The organism is Paenibacillus tarimensis (genome assembly GCF_021532315.1).
Taxonomy (GTDB): domain Bacteria; phylum Bacillota; class Bacilli; order Paenibacillales; family Paenibacillaceae; genus Paenibacillus_I; species Paenibacillus_I tarimensis.
Window position 1 is genome coordinate 57459 of record NZ_JAKGAO010000020.1, and the last position, 21638, is coordinate 79096.

Genomic DNA, 21638 nt, shown 5'->3' on the forward strand with positions numbered 1-21638 from the left:
CCATTATTTCATCACTTCGACTGTTATTCTGGCTGCCTCGGCAACAAGTGCGTTATTATAGTCCGCGTCCTCTGTGTCATACCTGGTCATGATAGCCAGAATAACAGGATCTTCCCCAGGCGGCATTAGTACGGCAATATCATTGCGCGTACCATAGCTTGCCAACCCCGTCTTATCGCCGACCACCCAATCTTCGGGTACTCCTGCGCGAATCAGCTCATCTCCCGTGGTATTATGCTGCAGCCACCCTACCAGGAGATCACGCTTATCTGCGGTCAACAGCTTCCCGACTGTTAAGGCTTGGAGCGTGGTCGCAAGAGCTTTCGGTGTGCTGGTATCACGGATATCTCCTGGCCTAAAGTTATTCAATTCAAGCTCAAAGCGCGCCGGCTTGGTAGTGGTATCCCCCATTTGTTCAAGGGAAGCTTGAAACCCTTCTGGTCCGCCTAGTTTTCTCAGGAGAAGATTCCCAGCCGTATTGTCGCTATAGCGTATCGCCGCATCACACAGATCCTTAAGTGTCATACCGGTATCTACGTGCTTCTCTGTAATCGGTGAATAGGTTACAAGCTCATCCTCGGTATAGGTTATAATTTCATCCAGCTGTTCCATCGTATTCTGCATCAGGACAGCGCCAGCAGCCAAGGCTTTGAATGTTGAGGCATAAGCAAACCGTTCATCAGAACGATGTTCAATCGTGAGTCCTGTGCCTGTATCCATGGCGTACACACCCAGCCGGGCACCGTACTTATCTTCGAGCTGCTTGAATTGACGAACCGCCTCTTCCGCTAATAGCTCGGCGGCTGCATCCCCGGGCGGTTCGTTAACATAGGAGTTACCTGCCGATGAACAGCTGGCCAGCAGGCTGGCTGCAAGCAAACAGATTAGGATGGATGGTCTTATTATCCGGCTAGCACCGCCGCGAAAAACTGCTCTCATAGTTTGCACGCCTCTTTTCTTGTCAATTTTGTATAGTCAGACCACGGCCATGCTTCTGTACATTCACTCCTTTCTGGCCGTTTGACTACGGTTGTAGTACAATACTACAATTGTAGTCTATTAATGTCAATGGCAGCCTTGCGGACTGAAATTCCACAATCTGATATTCATTACAAATATTTTTTTGTATAATATGTTCGTGAATGGTCGCCTTACGAGCAATATTAGCGTTCGTTCCGTCCATAACATTATGCATATAGCAGAAGGTTTCTCTATCATAAGGATGACGGGGGGCGATCTTTACTCAGCAGCAATCGCTGGGTTTTACGCTTGTTTGCTAAATGATAATGGAGGGATGCCGTCTATGAAGCTCGTGTCAACCGGCCGTACAAAGTGGGTTATAATGTTGTGCCTGACTGTCATTCTGCTGTGCAGCTCTGTACCAATTGCAGTGGCTGAACGGAATATTATTGAAGAGATTAGTGGGTACCCCAGAGATTATGACCTCAATCGTTATCTCTATGTTGATACTAACGTAATTCGCATACGAGATCGTCACACTAATGAAGAACAGACAATAGACTTTCCGACTCGTCACCTGCAGTATGCCCATTTGACCGACAGCGGTGCTGTATGGGTTACAATGACTGAACCTCGAAGCAGCTGGGATGACTATAACTTCAGCTTGTACGAATGGTCGGAAGGCTCAGTTCGTAAAATAACAGACGGTGTCGGGTACGATAGCATAAGAGATAAAGGTGATTATATTGCATTCGTAGCCCGTCGTGACGGACAACATCAGGTTTGGCTGCTAGATAAACGCGATCATTCGTACCACAACGTAACGAACAATAACAGCTATCCGTATTGGAGTCTAATCAGCCTGTCGCCAGATGGCCACCTTGCTTACACCACTACCGGTAATAAGCTCGTTCTCTATTACAACGGCCAAACGGAGCTAACAGATATATCAGCCGAGAACGAAATAGCCTACAACGGCTCCAAGGTGGTTTACGACGAGTATGTCCGACAACCTTCAGGTCAAGAAGTATATAACATTAGTGTCCTGGAGGACGGCCGCAAAAGCGTTCTCACAAATACTCATTATTACTACAACCGCGCGCCGCTCCCCTTCCTCTTCAATAACGGCTGGATTGTCTACCGATCGTCCACGCATCATATATTGAGATCACCGTCCGGTGAGGAAACAGAGTTAACCATCCCCTTGACCGACAACGGTGTCGTAATTCCCTTATTCCTCTCATCGGGTGGTGAGGTCATATTCGGCAGCGAGAAATATTACTGGTATACAAATGCGAAGATGAATGGCTCTGCCATCATGACCGAATCCATACACGATAGTCTGGTGCCGTATTCTGGCCACTCTTACTACAGAGGGTTCACTGAGCTGGAAGACGGTAAGATATACGGGATGATGACGAACTATATCAACTCTGACAACCAGGTGCTGTTTGAATATCTGCCGGTTCCTGCCAAAATTAAGGCAATATCTATACCCGGTGAGGTTAATCAGTTATCCAAAGGTGAATCCCAGCAGATTCATGCCAGCGCTGCTCCTCCTTACGCAACAGAAACAGCCTTACTCTCGTGTGCGTCCAGCGACGAATCGGTCGTTACGATTTCCTGCTCCGATGACGGGACTAACTACAATGTCCCGGTATTAATCAACGCTGTCGGCGGGGGAACGGCTACCGTTACGATTCGAGCGAAAGACAACATCTCGAGATCATGGAATGTTAACGTTTATTCACCGCTTGAGGGTCTTAGTCTGGATCAGACGAGATTAACCTTAAATACGGATAATAACAAAACTGCGCAGCTTCGGGCTATTTTTCACCCGGCAGACGCGACAGACAAGGACCTTACATGGAGCTCGACCAACCCCGACGTAGCCGATGTGGATGCGAACGGTCTGGTTACCGCCAAGAAGAAAGGAACGACGATGATTACCGCGACATCAGGCTCCTTCACCGCGAATTGTATTGTTACCGTACAATCCGATCAGACGGACACAGTCCCGCCAGTCATCTTTGCGGCCTATGCAACTATTGGCGGAAAGAACTATCCGGCCGTCATAAGACCGCATACTAACACCATGCATTTTACGCTGCCGGGTTCACTTTCTGACTCCGAAATGTTTACCGGGATCCGTGTTCATGCTTCCCCAGACACGAATAGCGGTAACTTTACCGTATCCGGCATTACCAAGTCGTATACGTACACGGATGGCGTTGCCCAGTTTACGGTTCAGCTGCTTCTCGGCAAGGAATTCGATCCTCAGGGTGACGGACTTAGCGTGCGGACACTGCGCAAGTTTGGCGGCTTTACACTTACTGGTACGCTTACCGATTACACAGGTAATGTTACGAATGGCAGACTGGTGTTGAACATGGAATGACTTCTTTTTACAACAGGAGGACCCGTCCATGATAGGACGGGTCCTCCACTATGCTCAACCCCTGCATTACGCTTCAATGGTGATGGCAAAGATATGAATGACCGGGCATAACGGCAGATATATCTTTACAATCGGCTTAACCGACTGAAGAACGTACCGGCTTGCGAACAGGCTGACAGTTTGATCCGGATAATTTGTAATACGCCTTCTTCCTACGACACCTGTTATGGCAACCGTTTCCTGGTGTGATGGCCGATCCATCCAGTTACTAAAATAGACGCGTACCTTCTCCTGCTGTCCGCTCTTATATTCGACTATCATCTCTTCCTCTACTATTCCATTATCAGAACAGCCCAGTATAGTCAGATAGCGGCCTTGTATTTCCGGCACTATAATCCTCTCACCGTTATTCGCTATATTATCAAACTCTCCCTGAACGGAAAGAGCAAACTCATAATTCTCTTCTCTAAGGTGCAATACAGGGGGAACAGGTTCTTTTATATATATAAATTGGCCCCAACCTGTCAAATCGACAGGTTTACTGCGTACACTGCTGATTCCTCTGTTATTAAAGACTTTGCTCAGATCCAAATGAGTCTTCTTTGCCGAATCAATATAAACAGAAGCTTGTTTGGCGGAATGCGTGCTTATCTCGAGCGTATCTCTCTGTTCTCTCAAGTACTTCAGACAACGTTGAATCAATTCTTGTTCGTAATGGATTGCATACTTCATCCGTTCTGAAACATTAGCAAGCAAGCCGGGCGAATGGTCGGTCTTGGCGTAAAGCTTCATCAATATACCGCGGATAGTCTCCCACTTGGCCCCAACTGTATAAAGCTCTTGTGAGAAGCTCGATAAGTGCGATAGCCCAGTCTTAGCATGAATGTATTCAAGGGCCCTTGCGTAATTGTACTTGCTTTTGAAGATATTTCTTAATTGTATGAAGAGCGGAACATTTAACAGTGTGAGTGTACCATTTTCTCCTTCCAGCTGCAGATTCAAAGTTGTCGCGTGGTCAGCTAACTTCCTCAATGCGTCGAATGATTTAGAATCCATGTATTGGGTTAACTGATCCTCAATAAAGTCCAGAATTTCCGTAACCGTATAAGTGGGATACTCTTTGACAGAGAAGGTACAGAACGTCGAACCGCCCTTATCGAATGACTCATATGTTACCGTTTGATTTTTCTTTAAATAGAAAGGGTCTGTACACACAAGTTCTTGCGCATCGTGGTTGATCCCGTTAATCAGAATGACATGCGTGCTTGATATCCGCTGGTAATAGGCATGCCAAGGAAGCCAATAGGTATCGATATAAGCCAGTAACGGCCTGTTCTTAGCTAGCTCTTCATCGGCAATATCCAGAAAGCCAGTGAAATCCCGATCATGATAGGTCACCTGAATGCCATGAAATTGTTCCAATAACTGCATTCTGTAGGTGATGTATGGCGTTGTTACCCGGCGACCGACAGTCTGCTTCTCTTCGCTGAATTCTTCGAACCCGATCTCCCGTAGATCCAGGAACATCATCTGGTGATCCCGGCTGACCAAATTACAAAAGGTGATCAGCACATCTTCCAGACAGTTATTCTTGATATCTTTAACAGGTTCAATGTCAATGGTGGTACCGTGTTTACCCATAACACATCCCCCTGCTATCGTTAATTCTCATCCCGCAGCACCCCCGCGGCAGGATGAATGTGTTCACACAGTTCAGCAATCGTGGGATAATTGAACAGTGCTTTAACCTCTACCTCGTATCCTGATTCTGCTAACATAGAGGCTGCCTGGATAACCTTGATCGAGTCGCCGCCCAGCTCAAAGAAGTGATCGGCCGTGCCCACCCTGTCCACCTGCAGCACGGTTTGCCATACCTCCGCTAACAGCTCCTGTACGGGGGTAATGGGGGCGGAATATTCAACCCTTGCGTCAATCTGACTGGTTGGAGTCGGCAGCGCCTTACGGTCGATCTTCCCGTTTGGTGACAGCGGCAAGCACTCTAATTGAACATAGTAAGATGGCAGCATATAGCTGGGCAGAGATGCAGCCAGAATTTCTCCTATCTGTTTACTTGTCAACTCCTTATCAGCCACATAATAAGCGCATAACGATTGCACGTTTTGGAAGTTGGAATACGCGGTTACAACCACCTCGCGGACTAGTTCTATTCGTCGAATGGCTGACTCCACTTCACCTATTTCAATTCGGTTCCCGCGTATCTTCACTTGATGGTCTACACGGCCAACAAACGTTATATTCCCGTCTGTACTCCATTTTGCCAAATCCCCCGTTCGGTATAGCCGTTCACCCGGTTTATAGGGATTCATAATGAACCGCTCACCAGTCAGATCAGGACGGTTCAAATAGCCTCTCCCTACTACTTCGCCGCCAATGAATAATTCCCCTAATACACCCGCTGGCTGAAGAAGGCAATCCTCATTGAGAATATATAGATTAACATTGGGGTAAGGTTGGCCAATTAGCCCCCCTTGATTGCCAGGAGGAGAAGAATACTCATAATAACTCGCATCAATACACGTTTCCGTAACGCCGTAGCTGTTAATGATACGCAGCTTGGAACCAAATCGCTTAACTACCCGGTCCAGTGCTTCAGGTGAGTACTGGTCTGAGCCTATAATTATCGTTTGAAGGCTGTCAATGCTGTTGTATTCTTGATAGATGTGGTCCATAAGCGGAATTACTAGCGATGGCGTGGATTCGAGAATATGGATCTGGTGATGGTGGATGAGCCAGGCTATTCGTCTAACATCGCGCCTAGAGTCATCAGGGCAAATAATCAACTCACCGCCATGTAATAAACTTCGTACGAAATCCCCCGTAAACACATCGAATGAAAAGCTGGCCAACTGGAGTAGCTTGAACGATCCATTATCCAGGCGGTAAACATGCTTCCAGCCCTCTGCAATCGCAGCAACCTGCTGATGTTCAATCATGACACCTTTCGGCTTGCCGGTCGTACCGGATGTGTAGATGATATACGCCAATTGTTTGCTGCCGCCTGTACAATCCAGATTAGATCCATCACCGGTATAAGCTTCATCGGCATCAACGTACAGACATGCATGTTCGGAAGGTATCCGTTCCTGCAAATGCTGATGGATCAGAAGGATACTGCATGCCGAATCCTCCAGCATATAGTGTATTCGTTCATATGGATATTCCGGGTCAATCGGAACATAAGCACCACCCGCTTTCAGCACAGCGAGCAGACTAATAACCATCTCTACCGAACGTTCAACTATGATGCCGACGGGCTGGCCCTGCTTTACGCCATTAGCCTGTAGTTTCCGTGCCAATTGGTTCGCGCGAACATTTAATTCATGGTAGGTAAGTGTGTTCTCTCCAAACACTACAGCGATATGCTCCGGTGTCCGTTCGACTTGATCTTCAAACATCTGATGAATCATAGTGTCGGTGGGGTATTCAATGGTTTTATTATTGAACTCCTCAAGTAGGATCCGCTTCTCTTCTTCTGTGACCATTTCCAAACAACCTATCGCCTTGTCTGGTGCTTCAATAATGCCGTCTACTAACTGTATAAAATGCTTCGCCATACGTTCAATTGTCTCAGGTTTGAATAATGCGGCAGCATAAATCAACTCGCAATGGACTTCTCCGTCTTGTTCCAATGCCTCTAAAGTCAGGTCATACCTGGATACCAGATCGATCATTTCGAATGATTCAACCTTGCAATCATCGAAATAAACATTCAGTGAGCCTTCAACAGGCTCCATCATATTCTGATAGATGAACATCGCATCAAACAGCTTGTTCCGGCTTGGATCATGATTGGTTACGACTTGATGGATTAATTCTTCGACAGGAAAGTCTTGATTCTCAAAGGCCCCGATTGAAGTTTCCTTCACTTCTTGCAGGAATGCTTTAAAGGATTTATCCCTTTGCGGATAGTTCCGCATGGCCAGAGTGCGGATGAATAGTCCAATAATCGACTCCAGGTCAGTATGCTGCCTGCCGGCGCTCAAGCTGCCTACGATAATGTCGGATTGGCCGCTGTATCTGGCAAGCAGAACATTATAGACCGCTAGCAGAATCATATAGAGGGTTGTATGGGTTTGCCCCGCCAGCCGCTTAAGGCCTGCTGTCTGGTCTTCACTCAATACAAAATTCACAAAACCACCGTCAAAGCACTGCTCCCTCGGTCTTATGTAATCCGTCGGAAGCTGCAGCACAGGCAATTCTCCGCTGAAGGCTTCCAGCCAATAAGTCTTCTGATTGTCCAGCTTGTCTTGAAGCAGTTGACTGTATTCCCAGTACGTATAATCTTTATATTGAATACGCAGCGGAGCAAGTAACTCCCCCTTGTAAAGCATGGCCCATTCTCTCATGAAGACGTTCATGGAAACCCCGTCCGATATAATATGATGCATGTCCATGAGAAGCACATGTTTTCCAGTAGTTAACGCCACCAGCTTTGCACGAAACAAAGGGGCAGCATCCAGCTCAAAGGGTTGTATGAATGCTTGAATAATATCAGCTGTCTGTTCTTCCTCAGCTCGCTCATGATCCATAGTAAAGTCGACCTTATCATGAATGATTTGAACGAGTTCTCCTTCTACAACCTCAAATGAAGTCCGGAACGATTCATGCCGGCCAACGATCGCTTGCAGCGATTGTTCTAAGCGTTCTTCATCTATTCTCCCCTCAAATGACATAACGAGCGGCATGTTATAGGCTCGATTAGACCCAGACAGTTGGTCCAGTATATACATTCTCTTCTGGGAGCTTGAGACCGGATAATAGGCCTTCTCTGAGACAGCCGGAATACTCACATATTCATCTGCATTCTTCTGTTCAATACATCCCAACATATCTCTGAAGATGGGGTGCTCGAATATATCTTTTACCGTTAACAGGACATTGAAATCGCGGTGTATACAGGTGATGAGACGAGAAGCCTTTAAGGAATGGCCGCCTATCTCAAAGAAATGATCCGTGACGGATATCTGACCCAAACCGAGAACCTCTTCCCATATCCGGGACAGCTTGAGATGTTGAGGAGAGGCTGGAGCCGTAGCACCTGTCACTCCTTGTGGCGGCCGCTCGGGTCTCTGCTGAGCACTGAGGTCTATCTTGCCGCTGGGAGACAATGGCATGCTTTCTAGCTGAATGATGGTCGAGGGGATCATATAGTCAGGAAGGGAGTTAGACAGGCTAACCCTGATTTGATGAACCGGCAGCCTTGCCGATGCGGTGAAATATGCGCACAAAGCAGTGTCTCCATTAAGCTCTGTCTGTGCATTCACTACTGCCTGCTTCACCTCTTGTATTTGGTAAAATGCCGACTCGATCTCGCCAAGCTCAATCCGGTATCCGCGGATCTTTACCTGTCGATCTACTCTGCCGATATATTCAATGTTTCCGTCAGGCAGCCACCTGGCTATATCACCGGACCGATACATCCGCTCACCAGGAACAAAAGGGTTATCGACAAATCGTGCAGCTGTTAACTCGTCCATATTCAAATAACCGCGTGCAAGACCCTCTCCAGCAATGCAAAGCTCGCCGGGTATACCAATAGGCTGCAGCTGTTTATGTTCATTCAGGATATAGATTGCTGTATTGAGATTCGGCTTGCCTATCGGAATTTTCTCCAGACTACTGCCTCCTGTGTACAGGAAGCTTGTTACCTCAACTGTTGATTCCGTGGGACCGTAGGTATTGTACAGCAGCGTTTGGTTTGGTATTGTAAGACTCCTGTAAAACTGCTCTGCCAACCGGGCAGACAATACCTCTCCTCCCACAGAAACATACTTGAGAGAAGCCAGTCTGTCTGCCTGCGCAAAGGTTTCAACATAATCGACAAACACTTGGAGCATGGATGGGACGAATTCCAGATGAGTTACCTGGTGCTTCTGAACAGCGTCAATAATAACGCCCGCGTCCTTCTCGCCGCCAGTCTCAAGCAGGCAAAGGCTGGCACCCTTCATCATCCACCAGAACAATTCCCATACCGAGGCATCGAAGGCAACAGAAGTTTTTTGCAGAAGTACATCTTGGGCGGAGAGCGGACTTCTGGTCTCTAATGTCTGCAGGAAGTTCAGCACCGAACGATGCTCAATCATGACGCCTTTAGGTGCTCCGGTTGAACCAGATGTATACAGAACATAGGCGAGGTCACGGGAACTTACCTCATTCTCCAAATTCGAATGGTCTTCTTGTACCCATTGCTGTGAATCCAGGATAATGGGTTTGCTATTCTTAATCCGGTTGTAATGTGATGCTTGCACCAATATATGTGAAGCTCGGGAATCGGACAAAATGTGCTGTATCCTTTGGTCGGGGTATGCCGGATCGATCGGGACGTAGGCGCCTCCTGCTTTTAGAATGGCCAGTATACCTGCCATCATGTCCACTGAACGTTCCGACAGAATTCCCACTAAATGCCCTGGCCGCACCCCCTCAGCTTGAAGCCCTCGTGCCAGTTGGTTGGCCCGTTTATTCAGCTCGTCGTAAGTAACCTTGCAGTCTCCGCATTGAATAGCTGTCTTATGGGGAAATTGCAAGACCTGCTCCTGAAATCGTTCGTGAATGGTCTTCTCGTGCGGTAAATCATTCCGTTTCGGCTGGAATTCCTCCAATATCTGTTTTCTTTCAGCTTCTGTGATCATAACCAGCTCGTGTAAGAAGACATTCGGATTATCCAGCACCTGCCGGGTTATATGGGAATAATGCGCAGACATCCTGGCTATCATTTCCGGTTGATAGCATGACGCCGGGTAATGAATCGTAACATGCAGCTCCTCGTTGTTCTCCTCTACCATGAATACAAATAAAGCCCTGTCAAGTTTCTCGGCGAACGAATAGATGAACATATTCTCGAATAATGCGTGTTGGCGCTCGTTAACTTCACTGCTACCTGGCGCCAGCTGGTTGTGGCAGTCTCGATTCTTATACGCCTCCAGCAGAATGACTGTTGTCTCACACAGCAGCTGATAGAAGGTTTTATCCCCGGCAGGCTTGTTACGGATCATAAGAGGTGTATCGCTTGCGCGGGGAACATCCGGCTGGTCTGTTAGTCTCCTCTCCCCAATGATTGTTCCAACCCGGATATTAGTCTGATTCGAATATTTGGACAGCATGACTGTATAGAGGGTTAGCATTAGGATTCTCAGGCTCACTTGATAATACTGTGCCAGCTTCTGCAGCCGCGCAGTAGTCCCGGTATCCAGCACAAAGCAGTACGATGAGTTCACAGGAACAAGTCTGCTATCTTCATTGGTACTGCTGTTAACGCTTAAGTCAGTGGGCATGTTTAGGGTTGATGAACCGTCTGCCGCCACACTGCGACAGTAGGCTGCATATTCCCCCCTGTCAGGACAGGCTTCTTGGTGGTTTGTTTGATGCTGCTCACTAAATAGTAGAAGCTGTTCCTCCGCCAGCAGATAAGGAAAGGAGGAGACCGGTTTATGAAGATCACAAGTTATGATACTCTTCACCAGCTGGTTCCATCGGTTTGCATGTGTCCGCAGCTCGTCTTGATCATAGAGTCCGGCATTCCCATCCATGTCAATTCTTAATCCTTGCTGGCCGGAACGGTCATACACGTTAATGCTGAGAGTCTCAACCGGCCCCGAGGACAGGTTGTGAGTTACGCCCGGATTGCCGGCAAAATCCAAGTGGTAGTCAAACGGCATAATATTAATTACAGGTCCAAACAGCTTCTTATCCGTGCCAACCAGCTTAAGGTCACGGCGCATTTCTTCATGTCTATAATGCTGATGCTTCCGGATATGCTTCATTTCATACGCTATGTTCTTAATAATCTGAAGCAGACTATCCTCAGGTTGTATATTTAGATACAGAGGCAGAAGGTTCATCACAAGGGCGGGAACCCTTATGGAGACAGAGCCGAGGCGGCGCATCATGGGAATGCCTAACACGATAGATGGACTGCCAGTATATCGGTATAAGTAGACTGCCGTTACGGCAATCAGAAGATCAGACCAGTTTACGTTAAATTCCCTCGCAATATTTTTCAACGCTTCGGCATTAGAACGGGATAGGTATCTTGTTTCCCTTATCATAGAATTAACCCGGTTGTCTTCCCGCGGCTGATAGGTATGAAATCCCGCTATCTCCTTCATCGTACTTAGCTTGTCCAGCCAATACTCGCGGTCTAGCTTATACGAATCGGATAGGCGGTATTCCTGTTCTTCTTGAAGAATGGCGTGCAGGGAACCAAATCTTGTTTTGCTCTTGCTTCCAGAGCGAATTGCTGTATACGTGTCTGCTACACTCTTGGAAATAAGCGATAAGCCAAAACCATCGATCGCTATATGGTGAATACGCTGATACCAGTAATGGCATTCGGGTCCGATTCGAATAATCGCTTGCGTGAACAGTGAATCTTGAAGCAGACTGACAGCTCGCTGCATGTCATTATTCATCCAGGTCATCGCTGCTTGATGAGGGTCAGGCTCACTGCTTAGATCAACAACAGACACGGGAATACTCACTGCGCCGTAAAGAATCTGATAGATGCCGTCAGAAGCATCTTCAAAGGTTACCCGCAACGAATCCACCTGCCTGATCGTCTGCACGATTGCTGCTTCTAGACTTACAATATCAAGCTCCCCGCTTATCTCCGTATATTCACCGGTATTGAATATTGGATTCGCCGGGTCAAGCTCCTGAGAATACCACATTCCATACTGAGCGCTTGATAAAGGCAGACGGGTTCCACGATGCTTAGCCATCTATAACAAACTCCTCCTGGAAGTAATTCCTGTTAATTAAACGCAGACCTAGTTATCCTGTGAGACTCTCCGATGAGATTAATGCCCACCAATCTGCTAAGGTTGGACTTTCAGCCAAGTCGGTGAACGTAACGCTGGCTCCCTTTCCGCGCAATGTTTCCACAAGGCTCATCATTCGGATGGAATCAATCCCCTGCTGAACAAGATTATCTTGGTCATTCAGATCTAATGGCGAAACTGGTATCATCGCTGCTACAGCTTCTGCAAGATATTTCTTCGTAATAGCGGGTTCGCTGCCTGTCCTTGCTTCTTGTTTTACCTTAAGTTCATTCAGTAGTTGCCCAGTTGTCCAAACGGCCGCACACCGCTCCGCTGCGTAGTGTAGTGCCATCTGATGCTGCCCCCGTGAAAAGTCTGCCTGAGCATCTGCCACACAAAAGGCTTCAATGTCCAGCATAAACGCCTCACATGCTGTCATCAGGCAGCCGATATGTGCATAAACCCCTCCAATTAGCAGCTGGTCACGCTTCATATCCCGCATAATAGCTCGCAGCTCGGTCTTCTGGAAGGCACTATAGCGCCATTTGGTAAGGGTTAGATCCGTAACACCCGGACTAAGCTCTTGAATGATTGCCTGCTGATATGGACCGTCATTTAAGCCGGGTCCCCAGAAATCAAGGAGGAGGCCTCTCTCATCAGGCGTCTGTCCACCAGGCTGCCGGGTATAAATTACCGGGATTCCAGCTTCCTGACATCTATTCTTCAAAAGCCGGAGGTTCGCAATCAGATCATTAACAGGTGATTCCCGGGTCTCATAAGCATCCATAAAATAATTTTGCATGTCATGAATAAGCAGAACCGCGCGGCTGGAATCAGGCTTCCAGTCCACCTTGTTCTGCGGAATATCAACTACGGTTGGCATAGGATAGGCGGGAATTACAGGCAAAGCCATTACATCACTTCCTAGTTATAAAGTACGAACAAGAGCATCGTTTAGTCTTCGGTCTGTAATCGCGCAATCAGCGATTCACGCAGCGTTTTCTTGCTCACCTTTCCGACAGCTGTTTTGGGGAAATCGTCTACAAACTCGATCCTGTCCGGTATCTTGTTGCCTGACAGCCCTCTACTTCTCAGAAATTCGGTTATATCGTTCTTTGTAAGGCTCTGTTCCCTTGGTATGACAAAAGCGCAAGATCGCTCTCCGAGATAAGGATCGGGTATGGCTACGAGCGCTGCATCATGAACAGATCCGTGTGCAAGAAGATGATTTTCTATCTCTTCAGATGATATCTTCTCCCCGCCCCTATTCACCTGATCCTTAACACGGCCCTCAACGATCAGATAGCCTTCGGATGTCAATTTGACCAGATCTCCTGTTCTGTAGTAACCATCCGATGTAAAAGACTTAGCGTTCTGCTCTTCAGCTCTGTAATAGCCGCGTATGGTATAGGGGCCTCTTGTTAGCAGATGACCCACAACTCCTGTCTCCACCTCGCAATCATCCTCATCCACTACCCGCAGTTCATCATAAGGGGACATAGGCCTTCCTTGAGTGTAGATAACCAACTCATCGGGGTCGTCCAGCCGGGTATAATTAACCAAGCCTTCTGCCATACCAAATACTTGCTGCAGCCTGCACCCCAGCTCCGGTTGAATTCTTCGGGCAACCTCTGCGTTAAGCTTAGCGCCCCCTATCTGTAAAACCTGCAAAGAAGTCAGAGAAGCCTTGCGTGATATGGCTGCATCCAGCCATATTAAGGCAAGCGGCGGTACAATGGCCGTAATCGTTACCTTCTCCTTATGGATTAAGGCGAATGCTGTGTCAGGGCTCGGATCTGGAGCAAGCACCACCTTACCGCCCGCATAGATCGTACCAAGCACACCCGGTGAACTGAGCGTAAAGTTATGGGCAGCAGGAAGAGCGGCCAGATATACACTTTCCGTATCCAGCCGGCATATGCTCACACTCTCATGCAAGCTGTATATATAATCATTATGTGTCCTGGGGATTAACTTGGGCAGACCTGTGCTTCCTCCCGATAATTGAAAGAAGGCAGCATCTTCAGCATGAACTTGCGGGAGATTAACCGGTTCTCTGAATAACTTGAGGTAGGGGATGAACTCCTCACATTCCCCTATGACGATGATATGCTGAAGGTTAGGCGCATCCTCTCTTACTTCGCGCGCCAGTTCGCGATAATCATACCCGGCATAAGTGTCCGGAATAATATACGCTGCTGCTTCGGCAAGCTCGCACAGATAAGCAATCTCGCTTTTCCGGTGAAGGGGTAGGGCAAAGACCGGCAGGGCACCAATCCGGAACAGAGCGAATATAATTTCCATAAATTCCAGTTGGTTTGGTACCTGCAGGATAATGCGATCCATTGGTTTAATACCTAGCTCCATAAGTCCGGCAGCCAGGCGATCGGCACGATTATCCAGCTGGCGATATGTCAGTTCCCTCTCCCCGCTGACTATAGCAATTTTCTCTGAATACTTCACAGCCCTGTCGCGCAGCAGATCCCCGAATGTTTCCCCGCTCCAGCAGCCATTACGGCGATACATCTCCGCAAACTCTGCCGGCCAGGTAGGACATTGGGCCATTACTCTGCTCCCTTCCTGATTCTCAAAGCGCCTCACATTCCACCAACCCCATTGCAGCGAGCATGGTCTGGAACTTGGCAGATGTTTCAGCAAGCTCTTCCATAGGCTTTGATTCCGCAACAATTCCTGCTCCCGCATAGAGCTGGACCAACTGATCTTGGATATCAGCACAGCGTATCGTGACAACCCACTCCCCATCGCCCGCTGAATCACACCAGCCTACCATACCGGTATAATACGCTCTATCGAACGGTTCTATATCGCGGATGGCTTCCAAAGCCTTATCTGTCGGAGTTCCGCATACCGCGGGGGTTGGATGTAAAGCGACGGCGAGTTCAAGAGAGGTCGTATTGGCGTCCGCCAGTACCCCTTTCATCACGGTTGAGAGGTGCCACATCGTGGAGGTTTTAATCAGCTCGGGAGCAGGCGGTACGTGAAGTTGTTGGCACAACGGATGAAGTGCTTGTTTAACTGCGTCTATGACAATCGCATGTTCACGACGATTCTTATAGGAGCTAAACAGCTCATCTGCCCTCCGTTTATCTTCCGCAGGGTCATCACTGCGGGCGATCGAACCGGCAAGAGGGTTCACGGTAATCTGATTGCCAAACCTGGAGACAAGCAGTTCAGGGCTAGCTCCTATGAGTGTCCTGGCTCCTGCTTCAGGTTGGGGTATAGTGATGGCAAACGTGTAACCATCAGAATTGCGACGAGCTAAATTAGCAATCATTTCTTTCACATTTATTGTATACTTGGTGCGCAGTTGCAGGGTGCGGGATAATACAACCTTGGTAAGGCGAGAATCGTGAAGCAGCTTAAGGGCACTGTCTACACAGGCTATGAATTGTTGGGCGGAGGGGACGGGCGTAATCGTGTAAGCGGCGCTTTGATGTTGTTGTCTCTTCATATCGGACGAACTGGGCACGATGGCAGAGCGTACGATCTCATTGGGGACGAACAGATGAATAGGATGATACCGATCGAAGGGTAAAGCACCCAGTACAATTGGATTCTCGTTGGCTACATTCTTCGCTTCCTGCAAGATCCTGCTGACACGAGCCGGCAGTTCCTCCCAATGATCAATCTTACCTTCACATGAAACTTTTGTCCGTATGCCTTTTGTAATGAGCGCTCCCGTAGGTGAGGCGAAGAAACAGGAGGATTCGTTTTCAAATAAATCAAGCATTTGTGTTACGGTTTGTGAAGCCACTGCTTTACTAATGACAATCAACCCCTAATTATTCATTCAGCCACCCAGGCTGGCACCGCCATCGACATATAAATTGTGCATGGTAATATGCTTGGAACGATCTGAAGCAAGGAATATAACAGCATCCGCAATATCTGCTGGATCTGCCAGCCTTTGCAATGGAATGCCTACTCGGAATGCTTCCCGGGATCCGCTTATGACAGCCTGCTCACTGTCCGGACCATCCCACAAAGACCATTGCATATCCGTTTGTGTTGAACCCGGCGACACAACATTGCAGCGGATGTGATGTTCCGCAAGCTCCAGTGCAAGTGTCTTGGTATATTGAACAGCAGCGGCTTTCGACGCTGCATAAGCCGACATGCGTAACCTTGGCACGCTTGCTGCATTCGATCCGATGGTGATAATGGAGCCCCTTTTCCTTGGAATCATTCGCCTTGCGACACTTCGAGACATACAAAATACACCTGTTGCATTGACCGCAAAGGAGCTTTCCCAATCTTCATCTGTTAACGAAACAGCTGAACCAATACGCAGAATACCGGCCACATTCACTAGAATGTCAATCGGACCTAATTGGTTCTCAATCCCCTCCACAACCTGCTCGACAGCAGCATGATCGCAAACATCCACTGTGTAGCCTGCTGCAGCGAGATTGGACGCATGGAGTTCCTTGACCAGTCGATTAAGCAAGGAAGTATTGATATCTAATGCAGCAACTGTACAGCCGTGTTCAGCCATTGATCTTACAACTGCTTCTCCAATTCCGCGGGCGGCGCCGGTTACCACCGCAACCTTCCCGTTCAAGCCCCAAGCTTCCATCCCGCCTTGTCCTCCTAGTAAGCTTGCACTAGATTGGGTCACTGCTCTTGTATCCGGCAAGTAACCTGTTCAAAGATGCTATCATGGCTTCTCTTCTTTCATGGATAAAGAAATGTCCGCCTCTAAGAGGAAATGCATTAAAATCTCCCCTCACATACCGTTCCCAGCCGCTCATCAAATCTCCTCCGATTGAATCTTCTGTTCCGTAAAAGACAGATAAGTCAACATCTATTGCTATCCGGTCTAGGATAGGACGGTAAGTTTCCAGAAGCCTGTAGTCAGCCCTTATAATAGGCAGGAAAACCTGTATAAAGGTCTCGAGGTCAATAAATCTGGATATTTCCCCTCTTCTCTTAAGGTGTTGGAGCAACAAGTCATTCGACAGCCCGGATACGGGTTCTCTGCTTTTGGTCAGGAGATGAGGAGGAGGCGCTGCAGAAATGATAAGCGTACCGGGTAATGGTTGGCCCTCTTCCCTCAGTTTATGGATAAGCTCGTAAGCTAATATCCCGCCCATGCTGTGACCAAACACAGCATAAGGCATCGAATCCGTAAGCAAAGGAACCATTGATTCGTAGGCATCATTGACCGCATCATCCATTTGCTTATAGAAGTCTTCCCCCATGCGCCTTCCCCGGCCTGCCAGCTCCACCGGCATAACCTCTGCCTGGAGTCCCCTGTTGCTCCACATATGATAAATAGAAGCTGATGCCCCTGCATAAGGGAAACAAAAGAGCTTCGGTATCTGCTCCACTCCCTATCCCTCCTTCCAAAGCCCGTCCTGAATGTCTTAATCTTACGGTTCCTGATGTTACATTAGCTCGGTTCTTATTGCAGGGACATTGCGGATTAATTGAGCAAGAAAAAAACCTCCAATCCGCGGGGAGCGCGTTTTGCAGGTTGTCATCATAAAATCCTAAACCATCCAGCATAATACCGTTTCCAGCATGCTATGCAAACTTTTGGCACGGTGCAAGTCCGGCCTCTTCTTAAGCTGCTGGAATTCTTCCCTAATCTGGCTGATATAATCATCTTTCAAGATACCTAGTTGATCCTCAGTCAGCAGATATAAGAAGTGTCGAACATCCTCATAAGAAAAATAGGCTTCCTTGCTCTCCAGGAACCTCGTTTCGTCATGCTGGTACCATTCTCTTCCACATTGCTGTAAAGCTTCTAGTATTGCTTGGTCTCCGCCTGACACAACAATTAATCTTTCTTCCGAAAGGAGGTTCCGGTATTGAACTGCGGTTCCTTCCGGGTACGAATTCGGCAGTGAATAGAATTGCAGAATCTTACTGAGAATCTCTACATGTAACTGGGGAAATGCCTGCCCGGCGTGGAATTGGATTTTTACAGCCGCATGTGCTATCCCTTGCAACAAGGCGAGCGCCTTTGCAGCCTCCTGCTTGCTGGGTGTACCCGCGAAAAACATCCCTTGGTTACCTGCCCGGATATCTGCCCGGTCGATGGCTTCGTGAAGCTCATCCTCGAAATGGTCCCTGCTAAATGGCGCCCACTGCATCAAGCGATCCGTCAGCTCTGACCGGATGCCGAACTCTCTGCGTATGATGGACTGAAGGTTGATCCCCCCGCTGCCGCTGACCTGCACGAATATTTCATGAAGCAGACGCTCCAGTGATTTGGATCTCTTCACTGCGTTCATGACCTCATCAGGCACAACATACACGGCCGCAGCCTCTCTTGCCTCAAGTTCAGCAGTAAATTGAGCCAGCTCGGCGAGCAGCTTGTCCTGCATCTTCACCCCGCCTTATGTTTCAATATGACCTTGTTACTTTATCCAAGTCTACCTTATTCATACGGCATTTCACATCGTATCGCCTTATCGATCCATGTTCTGCCGATAATTTGCTGATATAACTATTACATCTATGCCCCATCATGGAATATAATCCCCAGGCTGTACCTTTGCCCCGAGGTTATGGTACTCACGCCATGCCGCATAGTTGTCTTGTAATAACCGCGTGAGCCTTGAACCGGCCGATAGCTTGTGGGAAAGATAAGCCCGCTGCCCTGATCAATTGTAATGGCATGGCCTCTGCTTTGAGCTCTCGGCCGCTGTTCAACCAGCAGAAATTCACCGCCGGTATAATCGGCGTCTCTTCGGTTAAGCGCAATCACAACCTGAAATGGAAAGAAAACCTCGCCATACAGATCCTGATGCAAACAGTTATACCCGCCTGCTACGTATTGAAGTATTAATGGAGTTGGATGAAGCTGGCCTCTCTCATGGCATAGTTCAAGAAAAGGCTGAAGAGTCGCAGGATAGTTGCCTTCCTGTCCGATCTGCACCAGCCACTCGTTGGCAAGCTTCGCAAGCTCCGGATATATCCCGTTCCGCAGCTGCTCAATTAGCGGCGGAAGAGGTGCCTGGTAGTACTTGTACTCTCCTTCGCCGAATCGGTATCTGGCCATCTGAATAGTCTTTCGGAACAGAGACTCGTCATCATAGGTGTTAATCAACTGCTGGCACTGGTCTTCATCCAGCAGGCCAGGCAGCAGCGCAAACCCCTGTTCATTTATCATGGCCCCAACAGAGGTCCAGTCTATAGCTGGAATATGCCCGTTAAGCCTATCAGACATGCCGTTCCAAACTCCTCTCCAATGCAGTCTGTGTGAGCTCGTGACGAATCAGCTCTTCCTTCATCCGCAGCCCTCCCCTATAACCGGTCAATGATCCATTCTTGCCGATCACGCGGTGGCATGGAACGAAGATAAGAGCCGGATTTGCACCGATAGCCGCGGCTACAGCCCGAACCGACGACGGCTTCCCGAGCAGGCTGGCTATATCCGTATATGACCTTGTCTCTCCATACGGTATGCATCTAAGCGCATCCCATACGTCCTTCTGAAACGGTGTTCCAGGCAATTCTAATGGCAGTGTGAAAGTACGCCGCCCGCCTTGGAAGAATCCTTCCAATTCATCGGTGTAAGGCTGCAGCTTAGAGTCATCCCGGACAGCTGTATACCCGCGGAACCGGCCTTCTATCCATGCCTCAAGCTCCTGGTATGCCCCATTCAGCGAACCGGCGAACACAAGGCCGGCTTCCGTTGCAGCAAGATGAATGCTTCCGAGACTGCCGCTGCAGCGCGACCAGTAGATCCTGCCGTTAATCCGATTGTTCATGATCGAACACCTCCGTACCGTTATGCTGCAGGGTTCCGCGATAATGAGCAGGTGTAACACCCGTAATTCTCTTAAACAGTGTAATGAAATAAGCCGTACTAGTTAATCCTACGGCTGCTGCTACTGAAGATAATAATTCATCCGACCGGCTCAATAGCTCCATGGCTGCCGTAATTCTTTTCCTCTGCAGATACTGCACAGGCGTAATCCCGGCTATTCGCTTGAAGGTACGCTGCAGGTGATAAGGACTCCCGTTGAACTGCACCGCCAGCGATTCAAGGGTGACAGATTCTCGGTAGTGCTTATCCAGATAACTGGCTATCTGATCCACCCATTCTTGATCGGGCAGCCGCTCACCAGCAGGCTTACATCGTTTGCATGGCCTGAAGCTCTGCGACAGCGCTTCGTCCGCGCTGCTGAACAGGCGGACATTCTCCCGTCGCGGAGGCCGGGATTTGCAGGATGGCCTGCAGAAAATACCTGTCGTCTGTACCGCATATATAAACTGCTGGTCGTAGCTTACGTCGTTCGCCAGAATGGCCTGCCAATGCTCTTCGGTCAGCTTATGATGCTCCTGCTCCCCTCCGGTTTGCTTCATGCGGCTCACCTCCTATTACAGTATACCTTTACTGCCGTCCATCTGTACGCTCCGCCGAATAGAACCGCAAGATTGAGTAATACCGCTATGCAATTAAACGATATCGGAAAAACCCGCCAAATGGCGGGCTTTTCCGATACATCTCTATCAATTAGCCAGTCATGGGGAAGAGCTACAGGCTCGAATGTAAGGACCGGTACCTTCACTATAGCAGCACTTCAGCCTTCAAACCCTCTGTAAGGCAAGAACTAAGTTTTTCAAAGTAAATCCTATAGTTAACGCCTCTCATATGCCTTGACCGTGTGGAAAATGAAGGTGATATAATCGGTATCAATACTCCCTGTCAGAAAGGAAGCTGACGATGTCTGCGACTATCCGTGAAGTGACCGGCGGCTTGGTATTACCTGCCCACTCAGCAGCTCTTGGTGTCGACAAATTGGAAACAGGCCATCCGGATACCGCCGTTACCGCAATTGCCACGGCTTTTATGCCTACCCAGCATGTTATTGAACAAGCAGTGAAGCTTGGTGTAAACCTGCTGATTGTGCATGAGGGCATCTATTACAGCCATAAGGGGGAAGAGCACCTTAGTAAGGATGACCCGGTATACCGGACCAAACGCCTGCTCATTGAAGATTCCGGGATCGCGATCTACCGTTATCATGATCACTGCCATAAGCACGAACCCGACATTATCATAATGGGACTGCTCGAATCTCTCGGCTGGGTGCGACATGTTGAAGAACTGCTGCCTGCTGCTGCTGTTCTCCGGATTCCAGGAATGACTTTGCCTGACTTGGGGGCCTACATCAAGGATAAACTTGGTCTGGCTTATCTACGGGTATCCGGACAGCTGTCCGGTACATACAGCCGAATCGGCGTATTGGTTGGCTACCGAGGCGGTGGCGCAACGGCCATTCCTCTTCTGCGAGACAAACAGCTTGACCTGATCCTGGCTGGTGAAGGCCCCGAGTGGGAAACGCCGGAATATATAAGAGATGCGGCGCATCAAGGCTGGAATAAAGCGCTTGTTACGCTAGGACATGCCGAAAGCGAGGAGCCGGGAATGCGCTATCTTGCGATGCTTATACAGGAAAAGCACCGGGGCATCCCGGTGCATTATATCCCATCTGGGCCAGTCTATTATCTCGTATAGCCGTCCA

14 protein-coding genes are annotated in these 21638 nt (G+C 48.5%); 2 read left to right on the forward strand and 12 right to left on the reverse strand.

Features of this window, described 5'->3' with window-relative positions; translation table 11 throughout:
• Nucleotides 1–3: 3 nt before the first annotated feature.
• Complete coding sequence (gene bla, locus L1N82_RS18015) at nt 4–939, reverse strand: class A beta-lactamase (RefSeq protein ID WP_235288853.1); 936 nt, start codon at nt 937–939, stop codon at nt 4–6.
• 364 nt (nt 940–1303) lie between these two features.
• Between bla and L1N82_RS18020 the strand changes: the two genes are divergently transcribed.
• Nucleotides 1304–3358 (forward strand): Ig-like domain-containing protein, encoded by a 2055-nt coding sequence (locus L1N82_RS18020; protein ID WP_235288854.1) that lies wholly within the window; start codon nt 1304–1306, stop codon nt 3356–3358.
• 66 nt (nt 3359–3424) lie between these two features.
• On the opposite strand, the gene L1N82_RS18025 is transcribed toward L1N82_RS18020, so the two are convergent.
• From L1N82_RS18025 to L1N82_RS18075, 11 genes are all read right to left on the reverse strand, one after another.
• Nucleotides 3425–4999 (reverse strand): BtrH N-terminal domain-containing protein, encoded by a 1575-nt coding sequence (locus L1N82_RS18025; protein WP_235288855.1) that lies wholly within the window; start codon nt 4997–4999, stop codon nt 3425–3427.
• A gap of 20 nt (nt 5000–5019) precedes the next feature.
• Nucleotides 5020–12096 (reverse strand): non-ribosomal peptide synthetase, encoded by a 7077-nt coding sequence (locus L1N82_RS18030; protein ID WP_235288856.1) that lies wholly within the window; start codon nt 12094–12096, stop codon nt 5020–5022.
• Between the two features lie 52 nt (nt 12097–12148).
• Complete coding sequence (locus tag L1N82_RS18035) at nt 12149–13048, reverse strand: isochorismatase family protein (RefSeq protein WP_235288857.1); 900 nt, start codon at nt 13046–13048, stop codon at nt 12149–12151.
• A 41-nt stretch (nt 13049–13089) separates the two neighbouring features.
• Entirely contained in the window at nt 13090–14700 is a 1611-nt protein-coding gene (locus L1N82_RS18040) for a (2,3-dihydroxybenzoyl)adenylate synthase (protein ID WP_235288858.1), read from the reverse strand.
• 22 nt (nt 14701–14722) lie between these two features.
• Nucleotides 14723–15922 (reverse strand): isochorismate synthase DhbC, encoded by a 1200-nt coding sequence (gene dhbC, locus L1N82_RS18045; RefSeq protein ID WP_235288917.1) that lies wholly within the window; start codon nt 15920–15922, stop codon nt 14723–14725.
• A gap of 24 nt (nt 15923–15946) precedes the next feature.
• A complete protein-coding gene (locus L1N82_RS18050; protein ID WP_235288859.1) occupies nt 15947–16732 on the reverse strand; it encodes a 2,3-dihydro-2,3-dihydroxybenzoate dehydrogenase in 786 nt (261 codons plus the stop codon).
• 28 nt (nt 16733–16760) lie between these two features.
• Nucleotides 16761–17486 (reverse strand): thioesterase II family protein, encoded by a 726-nt coding sequence (locus L1N82_RS18055; RefSeq protein WP_235288860.1) that lies wholly within the window; start codon nt 17484–17486, stop codon nt 16761–16763.
• Between the two features lie 162 nt (nt 17487–17648).
• Nucleotides 17649–18488, reverse strand: coding sequence for a hypothetical protein (locus tag L1N82_RS18060; protein WP_235288861.1), 840 nt, complete (start codon nt 18486–18488; stop codon nt 17649–17651).
• Nucleotides 18489–18619: 131 nt separating this feature from the next.
• Nucleotides 18620–19333, reverse strand: a complete 714-nt coding sequence (locus tag L1N82_RS18065; protein ID WP_235288862.1) for a 2OG-Fe(II) oxygenase — start codon at nt 19331–19333, stop codon at nt 18620–18622.
• A complete protein-coding gene (locus L1N82_RS18070) occupies nt 19326–19877 on the reverse strand; it encodes a methylated-DNA--[protein]-cysteine S-methyltransferase (protein ID WP_235288863.1) in 552 nt (183 codons plus the stop codon). The genes L1N82_RS18065 and L1N82_RS18070 overlap by 8 nt, the downstream gene beginning before the upstream one ends.
• Nucleotides 19861–20475: a bifunctional transcriptional activator/DNA repair enzyme AdaA gene (locus L1N82_RS18075; RefSeq protein WP_235288864.1), complete on the reverse strand. Its 615-nt coding sequence runs from the start codon at nt 20473–20475 to the stop codon at nt 19861–19863. Before L1N82_RS18075 ends, L1N82_RS18070 begins: the two co-directional genes overlap by 17 nt.
• 361 nt (nt 20476–20836) lie before the next feature.
• Between L1N82_RS18075 and L1N82_RS18080 the strand changes: the two genes are divergently transcribed.
• Nucleotides 20837–21631: a Nif3-like dinuclear metal center hexameric protein gene (locus tag L1N82_RS18080; protein WP_235288865.1), complete on the forward strand. Its 795-nt coding sequence runs from the start codon at nt 20837–20839 to the stop codon at nt 21629–21631.
• The last annotated feature ends 7 nt before the right edge of the window (nt 21632–21638 follow it).

What these genes read in the sequence shown, in the direction of transcription:
- L1N82_RS18075 (WP_235288864.1), bottom strand. Translation starts at nt 20,475, where the DNA reads ATGAAGCAAACCGGAGGGGAGCAGGAGCATCATAAGCTGACCGAAGAG.
- L1N82_RS18030 (WP_235288856.1), bottom strand. Translation starts at nt 12,096, where the DNA reads ATGGCTAAGCATCGTGGAACCCGTCTGCCTTTATCAAGCGCTCAGTAT.
- bla (WP_235288853.1), bottom strand. Translation starts at nt 939, where the DNA reads ATGAGAGCAGTTTTTCGCGGCGGTGCTAGCCGGATAATAAGACCATCC.
- L1N82_RS18040 (WP_235288858.1), bottom strand. Translation starts at nt 14,700, where the DNA reads ATGGCCCAATGTCCTACCTGGCCGGCAGAGTTTGCGGAGATGTATCGC.
- L1N82_RS18020 (WP_235288854.1), top strand. Translation starts at nt 1,304, where the DNA reads ATGAAGCTCGTGTCAACCGGCCGTACAAAGTGGGTTATAATGTTGTGC.
- L1N82_RS18050 (WP_235288859.1), bottom strand. Translation starts at nt 16,732, where the DNA reads ATGGAAGCTTGGGGCTTGAACGGGAAGGTTGCGGTGGTAACCGGCGCC.
- L1N82_RS18060 (WP_235288861.1), bottom strand. Translation starts at nt 18,488, where the DNA reads ATGCAGGACAAGCTGCTCGCCGAGCTGGCTCAATTTACTGCTGAACTT.
- L1N82_RS18025 (WP_235288855.1), bottom strand. Translation starts at nt 4,999, where the DNA reads ATGGGTAAACACGGTACCACCATTGACATTGAACCTGTTAAAGATATC.
- L1N82_RS18080 (WP_235288865.1), top strand. Translation starts at nt 20,837, where the DNA reads ATGTCTGCGACTATCCGTGAAGTGACCGGCGGCTTGGTATTACCTGCC.
- L1N82_RS18070 (WP_235288863.1), bottom strand. Translation starts at nt 19,877, where the DNA reads ATGAACAATCGGATTAACGGCAGGATCTACTGGTCGCGCTGCAGCGGC.
- L1N82_RS18065 (WP_235288862.1), bottom strand. Translation starts at nt 19,333, where the DNA reads ATGTCTGATAGGCTTAACGGGCATATTCCAGCTATAGACTGGACCTCT.
- L1N82_RS18035 (WP_235288857.1), bottom strand. Translation starts at nt 13,048, where the DNA reads ATGGCTTTGCCTGTAATTCCCGCCTATCCTATGCCAACCGTAGTTGAT.